Source organism: Streptomyces sp. NPDC001135, assembly GCF_053598395.1.
In genome coordinates, this window is the sequence record NZ_JBSFKD010000044.1 from 19,436 (window position 1) to 37,960 (window position 18,525).

The window sequence follows — 18,525 nt, forward strand, 5'->3', positions numbered from 1 at the left end:
CCCCCGACTTTGCAGAGCAGTCAGAGAGGCACCCCAGTCATGAGCACTCTTCCCAAGATCGCATGGATCGGCCTCGGCATCATGGGCTCCCCCATGTCCGAGAACCTGATCAAGGCGGGTTACCAGGTCACCGGCTTCACGCTGGAGCAGGAGAAGCTGGACCGGCTCGCCGCCGCCGGCGGCAGCGCCGCCTCCTCGATCGCCGAGGCCGTCCGCGACGCCGACGTGGTCATCACGATGGTGCCCGCCTCCCCGCAGGTCGAGGCCATCGCCTACGGCCCGGACGGCATCCTGGAGAACGCGAAGCAGGGCGCCCTGCTCATCGACATGTCCTCGATCACCCCGCAGACCTCCGTGGACCTGGCCGCCGCCGCCAAGGACAAGGGCATCCGGGTGCTGGACGCCCCGGTGTCCGGCGGTGAGGCGGGCGCGATCGAGGCCGTACTGTCGATCATGGTCGGCGGCGAGCGGGCCGACTTCGACCAGGCCGAGCCGATCTTCGAGGCGCTGGGCAAGACCATCGTGCTGTGCGGCCCGCACGGCTCCGGCCAGACCGTGAAGGCGGCCAACCAGCTGATCGTCGCCGTGAACATCCAGGCCTGCGCCGAGGCCGTGGTCTTCCTGGAGAAGTCGGGCGTGGACCTGGCGGCCGCACTGGACGTCCTCAACGGCGGCCTCGCGGGCTCGACCGTGCTGACGCGGAAGAAGGACAACTTCCTCAGCCGCGACTTCAAGCCGGGCTTCCGCATCGACCTGCACCACAAGGACATGGGCATCGTCACCGACGCCGCCCGCAACGTCGGCGCCGCCCTGCCGGTCGGCGCCGTGGTCGCCCAGCTGGTCGCCTCGCTGCGCGCCCAGGGCGACGGCGGCCTGGACCACTCGGCCCTGCTGCGGGCCGTGGAGCGCCTCTCCGGCGCCCAGGTCTGAGCCGACTCCCCCAACTTCCGGGCGGCGCCGTCGCTGACACCTGTCCTGTCGCGCCCAGGCGCCGGCGCCGCCCGGAATCAGCATGCAATCAGCTTCAACAAACTGTTGACGTCAGATTGCCCCACTTCTAGGCTCCACAAAGCGGAAACAGGTTTCCGCTGACTCCCGCACGGAAGGTCCACGATGTCGAAGCGCGTGCTCACGACAGAGGCCGGCGCCCCGGTCGCCGACAACCAGAACTCCGCATCCGCCGGCGTCGGCGGCCCGCTCCTGCTCCAGGACCAGCACCTCCTGGAGAAGCTCGCGCGCTTCAACCGCGAGCGCATCCCGGAGCGTGTGGTGCACGCCCGTGGTTCCGGTGCGTACGGCCACTTCGAGGTGACGGACGACGTCACCGGCTTCACCCACGCCGACTTCCTCAGCGAGATCGGCAAGCGCACCGAGGTGTTCGTGCGCTTCTCGACGGTCGCCGACTCCCTCGGCGGCGCCGACGCCGTCCGCGACCCGCGCGGCTTCGCGGTGAAGTTCTACACCGAGGAGGGCAACTACGACCTCGTCGGCAACAACACCCCGGTGTTCTTCATCAAGGACCCGATCAAGTTCCCCGACTTCATCCACTCGCAGAAGCGCGACCCGTTCACGGGCCGCCAGGAGGCGGACAACGTCTGGGACTTCTGGGCACACGCCCCCGAGGCCACGCACCAGGTGACCTGGCTGATGGGCGACCGCGGCATCCCGGCGTCGTACCGCCACATGAACGGCTACGGCTCGCACACCTACCAGTGGACCAACGCCGAGGGCGAGGCCTTCTTCGTCAAGTACCACTTCAAGACCAACCAGGGCATCCGCAGCCTCTCCGCCGACCAGGCCGCCGAGCTCGCGGGCAAGGACCCGAACTCGCACCAGACCGACCTGCTCCAGGCGATCGAGCGCGGCGTGCACCCGTCCTGGACCCTCTACGTCCAGCTCATGCCGGCCTCCGAGGCGGCGGACTACCGCTTCAACCCGTTCGACCTGACCAAGGTGTGGCCGCACAAGGACTACCCGCTGCAGCGCGTGGGCCGCCTGGTGCTGGACCGCAACCCGGACAACGTCTTCGCCGAGGTCGAGCAGGCCGCGTTCTCCCCGAACAACTTCGTGCCCGGTATCGGCCCCTCCCCCGACAAGATGCTCCAGGGCCGCCTGTTCGCCTACGCGGACGCGCACCGCTACCGCCTGGGAGTCAACCACACCCTGCTGGCGGTCAACGCCCCGAAGGCCGTTGCGGGCGGCGCCCAGAACTACGGCCGCGACGGCTTCATGGCGGTCAACGGCCAGGGCCGCGGCGCCAAGAACTACGAGCCGAACTCCTACGACGGCCCGGCGGAGACCGGCCGCCCCCTGTCGGCCCCCCTGCCGGTCTCGGGCCACACGGGCAACCACTCGGCGCCCCTGCACACCAAGGACGACGACTTCTTCCAGGCCGGCGAGCTGTACCGCCTGATGTCGCAGGAGGAGAAGTCCCGCCTGATCGCGAACATCGCCGGCGGCCTCTCGCAGGTCTCCCGCGACGACGTGATCGAGAAGAACCTGGCCCACTTCCACGCCGCCGACCCCGAGTACGGCAGGCGCGTGGAGGAGGCGGTCCGCGCCCTGCGCGAGGACTGAGACCAGTACACCGCAAGCAGCGTACGGAATCTGACGGGAGGTCAGGATCTCCGCACGCGGCCCGCGCGGCACGCCGGACGGCCCGGATGAGGGGTGGCCGTACGGCGGTGGGCGCGGGCAGGGCGAGGACCGTGGCGGCGTGCGAGCCAGTGCGGTGGTGAAGGACCGAGTCCCCTTCTCGACCAGAGGGAAGGGGACCCGGCTCCGTCGCACACCGCCGCGGTCCCACCCAGCCCCCTTCTTCCGGGGGCCACCCGCTCCGTCCGGCGGCGCGAACGACCTGTCGCGCCCAGCCTCGCGCCGTCGGACGGTCACCATACGGACACGAAGCGCTCCCCCGGCCAGGGGGAGCGCTTCGGGCTGTCCGGGCCCGGCGTGCGGGTCCGCCCCGTCCGCCGCACGCTGAACACATGGGCAATACGCAGTACCCGCACATCGTGGTCCACTCCCCGGCCCTGGACGGCTCGCGGCGGGTCACCGAGGGGGAGGTGATCCTGGGGATCGCCTCGCATCTCGACGACGTCGTGGAGATCCTGCGGCTGGCCGACCTGGACCGGATCGAGGTGGAGGAGAGCGATCTGATCGAGTGGCAGGGCGGCGGACCCGACGACTGGCCGGGGCTGTCGGAGCACGAGCTGTAGCGGCCCGCGTACCGCACGGGTCGTAGGCGGACTACGTCATGCTCAAATCAAGCTCTGAACACCGCGGCACAGGCTTCAACCGCCCCCACGTCCGGGCAGATTATGGGCACGGGGGCACGCCGGCACGGGGGCGGCGAGCCCCCCAACGGGGGACGCACGGGGGATGCAACGGGGGACGCGAAAGGGCGGCCCGTCCGAGAGGACGGGCCGCCCTTGGTGTATCCGGTGGTGTCAGACCTTCAGCGGCTTGATCGACGTCGGGGCGTGGCCCGGCTCGGTGGCCAGGTCCTCGAACTCGGTGATGTCGCTGATGTCCATCGTCCTGCTCATCGCGATGTTGGTGACGCGCTCCAGGATCGCCTCGACGACGACCGGCACCTGCAACTCCGCGGCCAGCTTCTTCGCCTGCTCGAACGCCGCACCCAGCTGGTCCGGCTCGGTGACCCGGATCGCCTTGCAGCCCAGGCCCTCGGCGACCTTGACGTGGTCCACGCCGTAGACGCCGATCTCCGGCGTGTTGATGTTCTCGAATTCCAGGTTCACCTGGAAGTTGATGTCCAGACCGGCCTGCGCCTGGCGGATCAGGCCCAGGTAGGCGTTGTTCACCAGCACGTGGACGTAGGGGATCCTGTGCTGGGCGGCGACCGCCAGCTCCTCGATCAGGAACTGGAAGTCGTAGTCGCCGGAGAGCGCGACCACCGGGGAGTCCGGGTCGGCCTTGGCGACGCCGATCGCGGCCGGGATGGTCCAGCCCAGCGGGCCCGCCTGGCCGCAGTTGATCCAGTGGCGCGGCTTGTAGACGTGCAGCATCTGCGCGCCGGCGATCTGGGAGAGACCGATGGTGGTGACGTACCGGGTGTCCGGGCCGAAGGCCTTGTTCATCTCCTCGTACACCCGCTGCGGCTTCATGGGCACGTTGTCGAAGTGCGTACGGCGCAGCAGCGTCGCCTTGCGCTCCTGGGTGGAGGCGACCCAGTCGGCGCGGTCGGGCAGCCTGCCGGCCGCCTTCAGCTCCCTGGCGACCTCGATGAACAGCTCCAGGGCGGCCTTGGCGTCGGAGACGACCCCGTAGTCCGGCGGGAAGATCTTGCCGATCTGGGTGGGCTCGACGTCGACGTGGACGAACTTCCGCTCGCCCCGGTACACGTCGAGCTTGTAGCCGGTGTGGCGGTTGGCCCAGCGGTTGCCGATGCCGAGGACGAAGTCCGACTCCAGGAAGTTGGCGTTGCCGTACCGGTGCGAGGTCTGGACACCGACCATGCCGGCGTTCAGCTCGTGGTCGTCGGGCAGCGCGCCCCAGCCCATCAGGGTCGGGACGACCGGGGTCTGGGTCAGCTCCGCGAACTCCACCAGCAGGTCGGCGGCGTCGGCGCCGAGGATGCCGCCGCCGGCGACGATGACCGGGCGCTCGGAGGCCAGCAGGAAGGAGATCGCCTTCTCGATCTGGGCGCGGGTCGCGGCCGGCTTGTAGACGGGCAGCGGCTCGTACGTCTCCGGGTCGAACTCGATCTCGGTGAGCTGGACGTCGATGGGCAGGTCGATCAGGACGGGGCCGGGACGGCCGGAGCGCATCAGGTGGAAGGCCTGCTGGAAGACGCCGGGGACCTGCGCGGCCTCCAGGACGGTGACCGCCATTTTCGTGACCGGCTTGGCGATCGAGGCGATGTCGACGGCCTGGAAGTCCTCCTTGTGGATCACGCTGGTGGGCGCCTGGCCCGTGATGCACAGGATCGGCACGGAGTCACCGATGGCCGAGTACAGACCGGTGATCATGTCGGTGCCGGCCGGCCCGGAGGTGCCGATGCAGACACCGATGTTGCCCGGCTTGGTGCGGGTGTACCCCTCGGCCATGTGCGAGGCGCCCTCGACGTGGCGGGCGAGGGTGTGGTTGATGCCGCCCCCCTCCTTGAGCGCCTTGTAGAACGGGTTGATCGCCGCGCCCGGCACACCGAAGGCGTCGGTGACGCCCTCGCGCTTGAGGATCTCAACTGCCGCGCGGGCAGCGGTCATACGGGCCATCGAGTACTCCTGCTTCGGCTGTCGGATGCGTACTCCCGTCGCGCCCCGCGGTGAGCACAGTCTCCAGATTGTCAAAATTCCGCATTACGGAACTTAACTTCTACTATCTGGAAGTAATGTAGAAGTGGACGCCCGTGACGTCAAGGGAGCCAAGACAGATGCAAACCGGCCAAGCGCCGGACAAGCGGGGTGGCCGAGGAGGACGATGGGTGCGCTGTCCCGACGCGACGCCTGGGAGTGGGCCATGCCCGAGAGCGTGCCGGTGCGCTGCCCGGCCTGCCGGCGCGCGCACGTCTACACCGCGCCGGTGTATCCGTGCGCCTGCGGCGCCCCCACCGCCCCACGACTGGATCCGGCCACCGAACCGGTCGTGGCAGCGCACCGGGCGTGGGACGACGAGTGGCTCGCCCTGCCGTGCACCGCCTGCGGACGCCGCAACCAGTGGCCGCACCCGGAACTGGGCTGCGCCTGCGGCACGGTTCTGCGCATCCCGGTGGCGACGACACCCCCGGCGGACACCGGCACACTCACCGCACCGGCCGTCACACCGTCGACGGACAACGACATGCGGTCGATGGACAACCGTAGGCCACCCACGGACGACGGTATGCGGTCGACAGACGACCACAGCCCGCCCCCGGACGACGGTATGCAGTCGACAGACGACCACAGCCCATCCCCGGGCGACGGTATGCAGTCGACAGACGACCGCATGCCGTCGACAGACAGCGGTATGCCGCCGACGGACAACCGAGGGCCGTCGCCGGGCAGCGGTATACCGTCGACCGGCGACCGCATGCCGTCCGCGGACAGCGGTGTCCCCTCACCGGCGCGCGAGCCCGACGCCCCCTCCCGGCGTCCCGCCTTCCAGCCGCGCGCCATCCGCACCGCGCGCGACGCCGTCACGGTCGCCGCGCTGTACCTGCGCTGGCTCGGCTACCGGGACATCCGCCGCGCCGACCAGAGGCCTCCGAACGGCATCGGGCTCGCCGCCCACGGGCTGCTCGCCCAGGTGGACCCGACGGTGCGCCCGGCGGCGCCGCGGGATGTGGAGTGCCTGTGGCTGACGGCGATGACGGAGTCCGCGGAGTGTGTGTACTTCTCCCTCGCCGGCTACACCGACGACGCCCGGGCCCGTGCGGACTCCCTGGGCATCCCGCTGTTCGTTCTGGACCTCGCGGGCGTCCCGCAGCCGATGAACGACCCGGCCGACATCCTGAACACCACGGGCGCGCCCGAGCCGGGACCCCGGTCGCGCGACGGTCACGGCTGACGCACGGCGAACCGCTGACGCGCGGCGAATCCCCGGCCGTCCCCACGGCCGTCCCCGACGGACCCCGGCCGAGTGTGCCGCCGACAGCGCGCTCTGGCCGGGGTCCGCCGTCGAGCACTGGACGGATGCTCGCTCGCGGCCGTTTCACACCTGGTACTGCTCCCGCAGCTCGACCTTGCGCACCTTTCCGGACACCGTCATCGGGAAGGCGTCGAGGATCCGGAGCCTGCTGGGGATCTTGTAGTGCGCGAGCCTGCCCTGGCAGAAGGCGCGGAGCTCCTCCAGGGTGATCGGGTCCGCCGTGTCGTGCGGGATGACACAGGCGAGCACCTCCTCGCCGTACGTCTCGTGCGGCACCCCGACGACCTGGACGTCCCTGATCTTGGGGTGGGCGTAGAGGAACTCCTCGATCTCGCGCGGGTAGATGTTCTCGCCGCCCCGGATGATCATGTCCTTGATCCGGCCGACGATCTCGACGTAACCGTCTTCGCGCATCACCGCCAGGTCCCCGGTGTGCATCCAGCGGCCCGCGTCGACGGACTCGGCGGTCTTCTCCGGTTCGTTCCAGTAGCCGAGCATCACGCTGTAGCCGCGGGTGCACAGCTCCCCTGCCGTGCCGCGCGGCCGGGTGACGCCGGTGGCCGGGTCGACGACCTTGACCTCCAGGTGCGGCAGGACGCGGCCGACGGTGCCGGTGCGGTGCTCCAGGTCGTCGTCCCTGCGGGTCTGCAGCGACACCGGCGACGTCTCGGTCATGCCGTAGCAGATCGAGACCTCCTCCATGTGCATCTCGGCGACGACCCGTTTCATCACCTCGACCGGGCAGGGCGAGCCCGCCATGATGCCGGTGCGCAGGGTCGACAGGTCGTACGTCGCGAAGTCGGGGAGGTTCAGCTCGGCGATGAACATCGTCGGCACGCCGTACAGGGACGTGCAGCGCTCCTGCTGCACGGCCTCCAGGGTGGCCTTCGGTTCGAAGGACGGAGCCGGGATCACCATGCAGGCGCCGTGCGAGGTGGCGGCGAGATTACCCATCACCATGCCGAAACAGTGGTAGAAGGGGACGGGGATGCAGACTCTGTCCTGCTCGCTGTAGGCGATCAACTCCCCCACGAAGTAGCCGTTGTTGAGGATGTTGTGGTGGGAGAGGGTGGCGCCCTTGGGGAAGCCGGTGGTCCCGGAGGTGTACTGGATGTTGATCGGGTCGTCGCAGGACAGGTCCTCGTACACGGCGTCACCGGTGCCCCGCCCGAGCAGTGCCTCCCAGCCCGGGTCGCCGATGTACACGGCCTCGCGCAGCTCCGGGCACCTGCCCCGCACCTGCTCGACCATCGCCCGGTAGTCGCTGCTCTTGTGGCTCAGGGAGGCGAACAGCAGGGAGATCCCGGCCTGGCGCAGGACGTACTCGACCTCGTGGGTGCGGTAGGCCGGGTTGATGTTCACCATGATCGCGCCGATGCGGGCGGTGGCGTACTGGACGAGCACCCATTCCGGGCAGTTGACCGCCCAGATGCCGACCCGGTCGCCCTTGGCGACGCCGCTCGCGACGAGTGCCTGGGCCAGCTCCTCGACGGCGGCGCCGAACTGCGCGTACGTCCAGCGCCGCCCCGACGGCACGTCGACCAGGGCCTCGCGGTCGGGCCAGGCGGCCACGGCCCGGTCCAGGTTGGCGCCGATGGTGTCCCCGAGCAGGGCGGTGGAACCGGTTCCGTGGGTGTACGACAGCTCGGTGGTCACCGGAAGTCCTCCTCGCGGTACTCGTCCTGGGAGCCCTGGGCCGTCGCCTCGCGCAGCTCGATCCGGCGGATCTTGCCGGAGACGGTCTTGGGCAGCGCGCCGAACTCCAGCCGGCGGATGCGCTTGTAGGGGGCGAGCACCTGGCGGGAGTGCTCGAAGATGGCCTTCGCGGTGTCGGGGCCGGGCTCGTAGCCCTCGGCGAGGACGACGTAGGCCTTCGGCACGGCGAGCCGCAGTTCGTCGGGCGCGGGCACGACGGCGGCCTCGGCCACCGCCTCGTGCTCCAGGAGCGCGCTCTCCAGCTCGAACGGGCTGATCTTGTAGTCGGAGGCCTTGAAGACGTCGTCCGCGCGGCCGACGTAGGTGAGGTAGCCGTCCTCGTCGCGGACGGCGATGTCCCCGGTGCGGTAGTAGCCGCCCGCCATGGCCTCCGCCGTGCGGTCGGGGTCGCCGTGGTAGCCGGTCATCAGGCCGACCGGCCGCTCGGCCAGGTCGAGGGCGATCTCGCCCTCGGTGGCACCGGGCGCGCCGGAGACCGGGTCGAGGAGTTCCACCCGGTAGCCGGGGCTCGGGCGGCCCATGGAGCCGGTCTTCAGTACCTGGCCGGGACTGTTGGAGACCTGTACGGCGGTCTCGGTCTGCCCGAAGCCGTCCCGGATGGTGACGCCCCAGGCCCGCCGGACCTGTTCGATGACCTCGGGGTTGAGCGGCTCGCCGGCGGCGACGACCTCGCGGGGTGGGGTGCGCAGCTGGCCCAGGTCGGCCTGGATGAGCATGCGCCACACGGTCGGCGGGGCGCAGAAGGTGGTGACCTGGGCCCGGTCCATCTCGGTCATCAGCCGGGCCGCGTCGAAGCGGGTGTAGTTGAACAGGAAGACGGTCGCCTCGGCGTTCCAGGGGGCGAACAGGTTGGACCAGGCGTGCTTGGCCCAGCCGGGCGAGGAGATGTTCAGGTGGACGTCGCCGGGTTTCAGGCCGATCCAGTACATGGTCGCCAGGTGCCCGATCGGGTACGAGGTGTGGGTGTGCTCGACCAGCTTGGGGCGGGCGGTCGTGCCGGAGGTGAAGTAGAGCATCAGCGGGTCGTCGGCGAGGGTGGGGCCGTCGGGGAGGAACTCGGCGGGGGCGGTGCGGGCGTCCTCGTACGGCTCCCAGCCCTCCTCGGGCAGTCCGCCGACGGAGATCCGGGTGTAGGAGCCGGGGACGTCGGCGAACTTGGCGGTGTCCTCGGCCCGCGCGATCACGTGCTTGACCCGGCCCCGGTCCACGCGGTCGCGCAGGTCGGCCGGGCCGAGCAGCGGGGTGGCCGGGATGACCACGGCGCGCAGCTTCATCGCGGCCAGCGCGGTCTCCCACAGTTCGGCCTGGTTGCCGAGCATGACGAGGATCCGGTCCTCGGCGGCGACGCCCCGCTCGTGCAGCCACCGGGCGACCCGGTTCGACCGCTCGGACATCTCCGCGAAGGTCAGCCGGGTCTCGCCGCCGTCCTCCTCGACGATGTGCAGCGCGGTCTTCTGGTTGCCGGCGGCGATCACGTCGAACCAGTCCAGCGCCCAGTTGAAGTGCTGGGGCCGGGGCCAGGCGAAGCCCTCGCAGGCGGTGGTGTAGTCGTCGCGGTGCTCGAGCAGAAAGTCCCGGGCGCTGCGGAACAACTCCGTCGCCGTCGTCATCGTGTCCTCCTCGCGGTGCCGGACCATTGCCGGGCGGCTCTGTGGCATCGTCTAATCCGTGATGCAGGTCTCACTACCCCCGAACGGGGGTGGGGGTGCCGGAAGGAGCGGACCGGTGACGGCAGAGACGGCGGGGACGGTGGAGATCGGCGGCGCGCTGGCGCGGCTGCGGCGGATGACCGGACTGCCCGTCGCCTTCGGCGGCCTCGTCGAGTCCGGCCGGCCGCGGATCCGGATCAGCGAGCTGAGCGGCACGACGACGGGCGCGCTGCGCTCGCTGGTGGTGACCTCCGGCAACGGGCTCGGCGGCAAGGCGGTGGCGCTCGCCCGGCCGTGCGCGGTGACGGACTATTCCGTCTCCCGGCAGATCAGCCACGAGTACGACATCCCGGTCGCCGCGGAGGGTATCCGCTCGGTCGTCGCCGTGCCGGTGGTGGTAAGGCGGCGGGTGCGCGGGGTGCTCTACGGTGCGCTGCGCTCGGCCCAGCCGCTCGGCGACCGCACGCTGGGCGCGGCGATGGCGGTGGCGCGGGACGTGGAGCAGGCGCTGGTGGTGGGGGACGAGGCGCGGGGGCTGCTGGCGGCGGTCCGGCCGGAGCCCGCCGGTGCCGATCGGGGCGCCGGCTGGGAGCAGGTGCGTGAGGCGCACGCGGCGCTGCGCGCGCTCGCGCCCCGGATCGCCGATCCGCAGCTGCGGGCGGAACTGCTGGCCGCGTGCGGGCTGCTGGCCGCGCCGCGGCCGGCCGGGGGCACGAGTCTGGCGCCACGCGAACTGGACGTGTTGTCCTGGGTGGCGGCGGGAGCGACGAACGCCGGCGTGGCCGGGCGGCTGGGTCTGCGTCCGGAGACGGTCAAGGGCTATCTGCGCTCGGCGATGCGGAAGCTGGGCGCGCACACGCGAGGGGAGGCGGTGACGGCGGCGCGCAGGGCGGGGTTGCTGCCGTGAGGTGTGACGGTGAGGAAACCTTTCCATTCAAGCGCAGACGCCTTGAATTTTCTTGTGCTTGACCGTTTGTTATTTCCCTCACCACGGCTTCCGTCCGAATTTCGACGATCGTTGCCTAGAATTTGGCCCGGACACGACACACGAGGGGAGCGGTGACCGTGCGACGGGACTTCCAGGAGCCTGCCAGGTGCCGCCCCGACCTGGTCATCGGCCGCGAGGAACTGTTCGCCGGCGCCCGCGACCAACTCGCCTCGGGCGGCAGTGTGCTGCTCCACGGTCCCGCCGGAATAGGGAAATCCACCGTCCTGCGGGCATTGGCCGAGGAATACGGCGCCACCGCGCGGACCGTGTTGCGCTGCTCGGCCACGGAGTCCGAATCCCACCTCCCCTTCCTCGCCCTCGCCGACCTGTTCGGCCTGGTCCTCGACGACGTCTCCCCCCGGCTGCCGCTGGCCCAGCGCACCGCCCTGGAGTCGGCGCTCACCGGCCGCGGCGAGTCCAGCCTGCAGCGCGACGGTCTCGCCCTGCGCCTCGCGGTGCTCTCCGCGCTGCGCGCGCTGGCCGCGCGGGGCGGTGTCCTCGTCGTCGCCGACGACCTGCAGTGGCTGGACCCGGCCAGCGCCGAGCTGCTCGGCTTCGCCGCCCGGCGTCTGGAGGGCACCCCGGTACAGCTGCTGTGCGCGGTGCGCACCGAGGGCCAGGAGAGCCAGGAGTACGACCGGCATCTGCGTTCCTGCCCGCCGGGCACCCTCGCGGTCCGGCTCGGCCCGCTCTCCCGCGGCCAGGTCGCCGAGCTGCTCGACCACCGCGGCCACGGCGGCCTGCCCCGCTCCACGGTCCGCGAGATCCACCGCACCAGCGGCGGCAACCCGTTGTTCGCCCTGGAACTGGGGCGGGCCCTCGCCGACAGCCCGACCCCGCCCCGGCCGGGCGAGCCGCTGCCGGTGCCGACCAGCCTGCGCGCCCTGGTGCTCAGCCGCCTGGACATGCTCTCCGTCGAGGCCCGCCGCACCCTGCTGGTGGCCAGCGCCGGTGCCCGCCCCACCCCGGCGCTGCTGCACGCGGCCGGCCGGGAGAACGCCGAGGCCGAATGCGCCCAGGCCGCCGAACTCGGGCTGCTGGCCACCGAACCCGACGCCCCGGCCGTACGGTTCGCGCACCCGCTGATATCGGCCGCGCTGTACGCGGAGGCGCCCGCGCACGAGCGGCGCGCCGCGCACGCGGCCCTGTCCACGGCCGCCTCCGACCCGATCGAACGGGCCCGGCACCTGGCGCTCGCCACCACCGGCACCGACCCGGAGGTCGCCGCCCGGCTCGCCGGGGCCGCCGCCCTCGCCCGGGACCGCGGCGCCCCCTCGGTCGCCGCCCACCTGGGGCTGCTCGCCGCCCGGCACACCCCCGCCGACGGGACCCCCGGCCAGGAGGAGCGCCGGCTGCAGGCCGCCGAGGACGCCATCACCGCGGGCGAGATCGACCTGGCCCGGGACATCGCCCGTGAGGTGCTGGCCCGGGCGACCGTGCCGGCCGACCGGGTCCGCGCCTGGATCATCGTCATCGACAGCGCCGGCCACACCATGGCCGAGGTCGACGCCGTCTTCCCGCAGGCCCTCGCCGACGCCGGCGACGACCCCCGGCTGCTGGCCCTGGTGCACTACCAGCTGGCCTGGCGGACGCTGATCGTGGAGGGCGACTTCACCGGGGCCCGTCAGGCCGCCGCGCACGCCGCCGAGCTGGCCGCCCTCGGCAGGGACCGGCGCACCGAACTGCTCTCGCTGGCCTTCCAGGCGCAGACCGAGACCCTGATGGGCCACCCGGAGGCACCCCGGACCATCCAGCGCGCCCTGAGGGAGCCCCAGGACCCGCGGGTGGCCTGGCACCACAACGGGGCGGCCAGCGCCCGGTTCCGCTGGCTGGTCATGGGCGACCAGCTGGCCGAGGCCCGGACGACGGTCACCGCGCTGCTGCGCGAGGTGCGCCGGCGCGGCTCGGTGGAGTCCGAGGTGCACTTCCTGCGCGGCCTCGCCGAGACCGAACTGCGCGCCGGGCACTGCGGGCGCGCCCTGGAGCTGGCCCGCGAGAGCCTGCGCCTGGCCCGGGACTCGGGGATCGGCGAGACCGCCTCGGCGATGCTGACCTCGCTCGCGGAGGCATCCGGCGGCGATGTCGACCGGGCTCTGGCCCTGGCCCGGGAGGCGGTGGCGCACGCCGAGGAGGACGGCGACCAGATGTACCTCTCCCGGGCCCTGGGCGCGCTCGGGTACGCCCAGTTGGTGGCCGGGGACCCGGCGGGCACGGTCCGCTCGCTGCGCCGGGTGCGGACGCTGGAGCTGGGGCTCGGCATCACCGACCCGGCGCGCGGGCGCTGGCAGGGGGATCTCGCCGAGGCGCTGGTCCGGACCGGGGAGGCGGCCGAGGCGCAGGACGTCATCGACACGAGCCGCGAGCACGCCCTCAGGCTCGGCCGGGAGAGCGTCCTCGCCGTCCTGGACCGCTCCGAGGCCCTGGTGCGGGCCGCGCAGGGTGACCTGGAGGCGGCGGTGGCCCAGCTGACGTCCGCTCAGGACCGGCTCGGCAAGCTCGGCTACGGCCTGGAGGAGGCGCGGGCCGCGTTCGCGCTGGCCCGGCTGCGGGGCAGGCGGCGCCCGGCCGAAGGGGGGCGCCTGTGGCCGGAGGCCCTGGGGGGCGCGGAAGCCGCGAACGCCGAGCACGGCCGGGTTCCCGCCCCCGGCTTCGGCGCCCCCAGGGCCCGGGCGGGCACGGGCTCGGCGGCGTACGACGAGGCCACCCGGTTGTTCCGCCGCTGCCGGGCGCTGCCCTGGCTGCGCCAAGTGGACGAATCCCGCACCGCCCCCGAGCCGGAACCGGCCCTTCCCGCGCCGGACGCCCTGGACGCGCTGGCGGTGCTGGCCGCGATGGAGCGTCAGGTGGCCGCGCTGGTGATGGAGGGGGCCACCAACCGGGAGATCGCCGCCCGGTTGTTCATCAGCGTCAAGACGGTGGAGGCGACCCTGACCCGGGTCTACCGCAAGCTGGGGATCCGCTCGCGCGTGGACATCGTCCGATTGGCGGCGGCTCGCGGGCGCGGCGAGCACGGCCCTAGTTAACTGAACCGGACCGAGGGTTTTCCCTCACCCAACCCCCTAGGGGGTTCCCTCATTGGGAGCCGAGGGCTCCGGGTCCTAGCGTAATGGGCGTGCCGCTCGCCCGGGCACACGGGGTCGGTCCCTCCCCCAGCTCTCGGCCACGCCCGAGCAGGGGGTGCCCCCACCCCGTGCTCCACACCCGTGCGACCCCCCACCGGTGCAACCCCACTGAGGAGACTCATGTTCGGGCTCAGACGTGCCAGAAAGACCGCCGCGACCCTGGTGGCCACCGCCGCCGCCGCGGCGACCGCGCTGCTCGCCTCCCCCACGGCGAGTGCCGCACCGCAGCCCATCGTCGGCGGTACGACCACCACGACGACGGCGTACCCGTTTGTCATGCAGATCACCGACGCGTCCGGCAACCAGTTCTGCGGCGGCACGCTCGTGGCCGCCACAAAGGTCGTCACGGCCGCGCACTGCATGGCCGGCGAGTCGGCGGGCAACGTCCGTGTGGTCGGCGGCCGGACCTTCCTCAACGGCACCGACGGCACGGTCGGCAAGGTCAGCAAGATCTGGGTCGACCCGGACTACACCGACGCCACCAAGGGCGACGACGTGGCCGTACTGACCCTGTCGACGTCGATGCCGTACACCCCGGCGTCGTACGTCACCTCCTCCCAGACGAGTGTGTACGCGGCCGGCACCCAGGCCCGCATCCTCGGCTGGGGGACCACGTCGGAGAACGGCAGCTCCTCCAACCAGCTGCGGACCGCGACCGTCCCGGTCGTGTCCGACTCCAGCTGCGGTTCCTCCTACGGTTCGGACTACATCCAGTCCGACATGGTGTGCGCCGGATACAGCTCCGGCGGCGTAGACACCTGCCAGGGCGACAGCGGCGGTCCCCTGCTCATCGGGGGCGTCCTGGCAGGGATCACTTCATGGGGCGAGGGGTGCGCGGAGGCCGGTTACCCGGGTGTGTACACCCGGCTGACCACCTTCTCGGACCTGGTGACCGCGCAGGTCGACGCCTAGCCCCGAAAACCTCCCGAGCACCCCTCGGGTAGATGCCAGGGGGGCGTTGCGAGCCACCACGAGCGGCCCGCAACGCCCCCCTCTCCACGTTCACCCCCGTGGAACGCGGGGCCTACTTGTCGGCGGTGAGCTTCCCGGCCGCGCCCCAGCTGTCCGCCGGGACCTCGTGGATCCACACCTGCACGGTCTCCGCCGGGATCCGGTACGCGTCGACGAAGGCGTCGGTGACCCGCTTGACCAGCTCCCGCTTCAGCTCGGCGTCGCGGGGACCCTGCTGGACGGTGACGATCGGCATGACTGAACTCCCTTGATCGGTCTGTGCGTTCGGTGGGTCCAGTCCATCGCGGCGCACGTCCGGAACCAAGGAGCAGTCCGCGACCGCAGCGATCAGCTCGGGTGATCGTCGCAGGCCAGCAGCAGTTTCTCCAGGTGCGGGGAGGGGTCGGCGGCGGGCACCGCGAGACCGGTGGCCAGGGCCAGTCCGGGGGCGCGGAAGGGGATGTACGCCACTCTGGGCGTGGCCAGCACGCGCGCGTGGGAGGCGTAGACGACCGTCCACAGGGGGCGGGAGCCGATGGTGGCGAGGGTGTCGTGCAGCGTGCCGCCGGCCGGCCCGGGCACCGGCTCGAACCCGGCCGCGTGGCAGGCGCCGACGACCAGGTCGACCAGGGTGGGGTTGTTCCGGCGGGGGGTGAGGGCGAGGGGCAGCGCGGCGAGGTCCGCGAGGTCGATCTCCTCCTGGCGCGCGAGGGGATGCGCGGCCGGCACGGCGGCCACCAGCGGATCGGACCACAGCGGCACCACCCGTACTCCGGCCGGGGGTTCGGCCGAGCGCACGAACGCGGCGTCCAGGCGGCCCGCCGCGACCCGGGCGAACCGTTCGCCGGCCGGCAGGGAGAGCAGCTCCACCGGCACCTCGGGCGCCCGCTCGGCGAACGCGGCCAGCACCCGGTCCAGGTGCGCGCCGAGCCCGGTGCTGGTGCCCAGGCGCAGCCCGCCGGGCGCCGCCACGGCGGCCCGTGCCTTCCGGGCCGCCGCGAGCACCGCCCGCGCCTCGGGGAGCAGCCGCTCGCCCGCCCCGGTCAGCCGTACCCGGCGCGGCGAGCGGTCGAACAGTTCGGCGCCCAGCTCCCGCTCCAGCCGCTGTATCTGCTGGCTGACCGCCGACTGCACGATGTGCAGCCGCTCGGCGGCCCGCCCGAAGTGCAGCTCCTCGGCGACGGCGACGAAATAGCTGAGCTGACGGAGTTCCATGGGCTCGACTGTAGAGCCCGGAACCCGGCCCCCTCAGCGCAAGGCCGGTGCCCGGCCGACTCAGCACACGCCCTCTGTACACGTGTCGCGGCCTCCGCCCCGCGCCCCCGCGCCTGCGCGACGGTGTCGCACGGCGCGTGCGGGGCGCGGGGGCACCGGCCCGGTGGTGCGCGGATATCCTTTTCCTCCTGTCCTGGGTTTCTCCCAAGCCCCATCCCCGGTGAGCGATCAGGCGTACGCAGGCTCGACGGAGAGGCGTCCGATGTCCGAGCGAGAAAACGGCAGGAACGGCGGGCGCAGACCCGTCTGGCGCCGCGCCCTCACCCCGCCCCAGCCCCCCGCCACCGCGACGCCCGCACCCGCCCCGTCCACGGGGGACGGCGCCGAGCCGGCGAGCATCGTCCAGGCGGCGCTGTACCGCGACGGCGTCCGCGTCTCCTCCCCCGCCACGCTCGCCGAGACCTACCGCGAACTGCGCGAGCATTCCCCGGGCATGGCCTGGATCGGCCTGGCCCGCCCCACCGGTGCCGATCTGCGGTCGCTGGCCGCCGAGTTCGGGCTGCACCCCCTCGCGGTGGAGGACGCCATGGAGGCGCACCAGCGGCCCAAGCTGGAGCGGTACGGCGACACCCTGTTCGTCGTCCTGCGCGCCGCGCGCTACCTGGACGCACCGGAGGAGGTCGACTTCGGCGAGCTGCACGTGTTCGTCGGCCCGGACTTCGTCATCACCGTCCGGCACGGCGCGGCCCCGGACCTGTCGGCGGTCCGCCGTCGCATGGAGGACTCCCCCGATCTGCTGAAACTCGGCCCGGAGGCCGTGCTGTACGCGATCCTCGACGCCGTCGTCGACGGCTACGCCCCGGTGGTCTGCGGTGTCCAGAACGACATCGACGAGATCGAGACCGAGGTGTTCCGCGGCGACCCCGAGGTGTCCCGCCGTATCTACGAACTCTCCCGCGAGATGGTCGAGTTCCAGCGCGCCACCCGTCCGCTCGTCGGGATGCTGCACGGGCTGATGGCCGGATTCGCCAAGTACGAGACGGACGAGGAACTCCAGCGCTACCTGCGGGACGTCGCCGACCATGTCACCCACATCAGCGAACGCGTCGACGGTTTCCGCCAGGCCCTCACCGAGATCCTGACGGTCAACGCGACCCTGGTCACGCAGCAGCAGAACGCGGAGATGCGGGCACTGGCGGAGGCGGGTTTCGAGCAGAACGAGGAGGTCAAGAAGATCTCGTCGTGGGCGGCCATCCTGTTCGCCCCGACCCTGGTCGGCACGATCTACGGCATGAACTTCGCGCACATGCCCGAACTGCGCTGGGCGTTCGGTTATCCCTTCGCGATCGGCCTGATGGCCGTGGTCTGCACGGCGCTGTACGTGGTTTTCAAACGGCGGGACTGGCTGTAGGGCGGCGGAAGGGACGGTTCCCGGCCCCTCGCGCGCAGGCCACGTGTCCGCACCCGGCGACGGCGGCACACCCCCGCGGCGCTGGTCCGCGGGGGCCCCTGCGAGGAACCCGGCCGTCAGTGCGCCCGCAGTGCGGCCAGCACCTCCGCGTCCGTCAGCTGCTCGAAGTCCTCGTACCACTGGCCGACGGCGCTGAAGGCGGCCGGCCGGTGCGGGCACAGGATCGTGTCGGCCTCGTCGGCGAGCCGGTCCAGGGAGTCCGGTGCGCCGACGGGGACGGCCAGGACGAGGTGGGCGGGCCGGCGGCGCCGGACGTGGCGCAGGGCCGCGCGGGCGGTGGCTCCGGTGGCGAGCCCGTCGTCGACCAGGATCACGGTGCGGCCCGCCGGGTCCGGCGCCGGGCGGTCGCCGCGGTAGCGCTCCTCACGGCGGCGCAGTTCCTTGCGCTCGCGCTCGACCACCGGCGCCATGGATTCCTCGGTCAGGCCGAGCCGGTCCAGACTCCCGGCGTTGAACAGGGGCGGGTCGTCCCCGACGAGCGCGCCGACGGCGAACTCCTGGTGGTGCGGGGCGCCGATCTTGCGCACGATGAGCACGTCGAGCGGGGCGCCGAGCGCGCGGGCGATGGGCTCGGCGACGGCGATGCCGCCGCGCGGCAGGGCGAGGACGAGGGGGTCGGTGAGGACGCCCTGTTCCCGCAGGTCGCTCAGCAGTCCGGCGAGTTCCCGCCCGGCTTCGGCACGGTCCCGGAAGCGCATGGCTCGTCCTCCTTGGCGGAGCCTCTCCTTCCATGGTGCTCCTGGTCGGGCATCCCGGTCGGACATCCGCGGAGCCGGCCCACGGGATTCACACACACGAGCTATACACCGAGTGTATAGTCCC

The 18,525-nt window shown here is 72.0% G+C and carries 14 protein-coding genes; 8 read left to right on the plus strand and 6 right to left on the minus strand.

Going from position 1 to position 18,525, the window contains the following annotated elements; translation table 11 throughout:
• The first annotated feature begins 39 nt into the window (after positions 1 to 39).
• The 3 genes from ACWC94_RS37155 to ACWC94_RS37165 all read left to right on the plus strand — a co-directional run bounded on the left by ACWC94_RS37155 (position 40) and on the right by ACWC94_RS37165 (position 3,218).
• Positions 40 to 930, plus strand: a complete 891-nt coding sequence (locus ACWC94_RS37155) for a 2-hydroxy-3-oxopropionate reductase (RefSeq protein ID WP_450801701.1) — start codon at positions 40 to 42, stop codon at positions 928 to 930.
• Between the two features lie 183 nt (positions 931 to 1,113).
• Positions 1,114 to 2,577, plus strand: a complete 1,464-nt coding sequence (locus tag ACWC94_RS37160) for a catalase (protein ID WP_450801702.1) — start codon at positions 1,114 to 1,116, stop codon at positions 2,575 to 2,577.
• Between the two features lie 410 nt (positions 2,578 to 2,987).
• Positions 2,988 to 3,218, plus strand: coding sequence for a hypothetical protein (locus ACWC94_RS37165; RefSeq protein WP_450801703.1), 231 nt, complete (start codon positions 2,988 to 2,990; stop codon positions 3,216 to 3,218).
• 231 nt (positions 3,219 to 3,449) lie between these two features.
• Here the strand turns inward: ACWC94_RS37165 and gcl are convergent, their stop codons facing one another.
• Positions 3,450 to 5,237 (minus strand): glyoxylate carboligase, encoded by a 1,788-nt coding sequence (gene gcl / locus ACWC94_RS37170; protein ID WP_450801704.1) that lies wholly within the window; start codon positions 5,235 to 5,237, stop codon positions 3,450 to 3,452.
• A gap of 205 nt (positions 5,238 to 5,442) precedes the next feature.
• On the opposite strand from gcl, the gene ACWC94_RS37175 reads away from it, so the two are divergent.
• Positions 5,443 to 6,510, plus strand: a complete 1,068-nt coding sequence (locus ACWC94_RS37175) for a hypothetical protein (protein ID WP_450801705.1) — start codon at positions 5,443 to 5,445, stop codon at positions 6,508 to 6,510.
• Between the two features lie 144 nt (positions 6,511 to 6,654).
• Here the strand turns inward: ACWC94_RS37175 and ACWC94_RS37180 are convergent, their stop codons facing one another.
• The gene (locus tag ACWC94_RS37180; protein ID WP_450801706.1) at positions 6,655 to 8,247 is read right to left on the minus strand and encodes an AMP-binding protein; all 1,593 of its coding nucleotides are present in this window, start codon (positions 8,245 to 8,247) and stop codon (positions 6,655 to 6,657) included.
• Positions 8,244 to 9,917, minus strand: coding sequence for an AMP-binding protein (locus tag ACWC94_RS37185; protein ID WP_450801707.1), 1,674 nt, complete (start codon positions 9,915 to 9,917; stop codon positions 8,244 to 8,246). Before ACWC94_RS37185 ends, ACWC94_RS37180 begins: the two co-directional genes overlap by 4 nt.
• A 175-nt stretch (positions 9,918 to 10,092) precedes the next feature.
• Between ACWC94_RS37185 and ACWC94_RS37190 the strand changes: the two genes are divergently transcribed.
• From ACWC94_RS37190 to ACWC94_RS37200, 3 genes are all read left to right on the plus strand, one after another.
• Complete coding sequence (locus ACWC94_RS37190; protein WP_450801737.1) at positions 10,093 to 10,863, plus strand: response regulator transcription factor; 771 nt, start codon at positions 10,093 to 10,095, stop codon at positions 10,861 to 10,863.
• A gap of 152 nt (positions 10,864 to 11,015) precedes the next feature.
• Positions 11,016 to 13,967, plus strand: coding sequence for a helix-turn-helix transcriptional regulator (locus ACWC94_RS37195; RefSeq protein ID WP_450801708.1), 2,952 nt, complete (start codon positions 11,016 to 11,018; stop codon positions 13,965 to 13,967).
• 219 nt (positions 13,968 to 14,186) lie between these two features.
• Entirely contained in the window at positions 14,187 to 14,978 is a 792-nt protein-coding gene (locus ACWC94_RS37200; RefSeq protein WP_450801709.1) for a S1 family peptidase, read from the plus strand.
• 112 nt (positions 14,979 to 15,090) lie between these two features.
• Here the strand turns inward: ACWC94_RS37200 and dmpI are convergent, their stop codons facing one another.
• Both dmpI and ACWC94_RS37210 read right to left on the minus strand, forming a co-directional pair.
• Positions 15,091 to 15,273: a 4-oxalocrotonate tautomerase DmpI gene (gene dmpI / locus ACWC94_RS37205; RefSeq protein ID WP_450801710.1), complete on the minus strand. Its 183-nt coding sequence runs from the start codon at positions 15,271 to 15,273 to the stop codon at positions 15,091 to 15,093.
• A gap of 92 nt (positions 15,274 to 15,365) precedes the next feature.
• A complete protein-coding gene (locus ACWC94_RS37210; protein ID WP_450801711.1) occupies positions 15,366 to 16,232 on the minus strand; it encodes a LysR substrate-binding domain-containing protein in 867 nt (288 codons plus the stop codon).
• 262 nt (positions 16,233 to 16,494) lie between these two features.
• Between ACWC94_RS37210 and ACWC94_RS37215 the strand changes: the two genes are divergently transcribed.
• Positions 16,495 to 17,643 (plus strand): magnesium and cobalt transport protein CorA, encoded by a 1,149-nt coding sequence (locus ACWC94_RS37215; RefSeq protein WP_450801712.1) that lies wholly within the window; start codon positions 16,495 to 16,497, stop codon positions 17,641 to 17,643.
• A gap of 116 nt (positions 17,644 to 17,759) precedes the next feature.
• Here the strand turns inward: ACWC94_RS37215 and ACWC94_RS37220 are convergent, their stop codons facing one another.
• Positions 17,760 to 18,401: a phosphoribosyltransferase gene (locus tag ACWC94_RS37220; protein WP_450801713.1), complete on the minus strand. Its 642-nt coding sequence runs from the start codon at positions 18,399 to 18,401 to the stop codon at positions 17,760 to 17,762.
• Positions 18,402 to 18,525 lie beyond the last annotated feature (124 nt).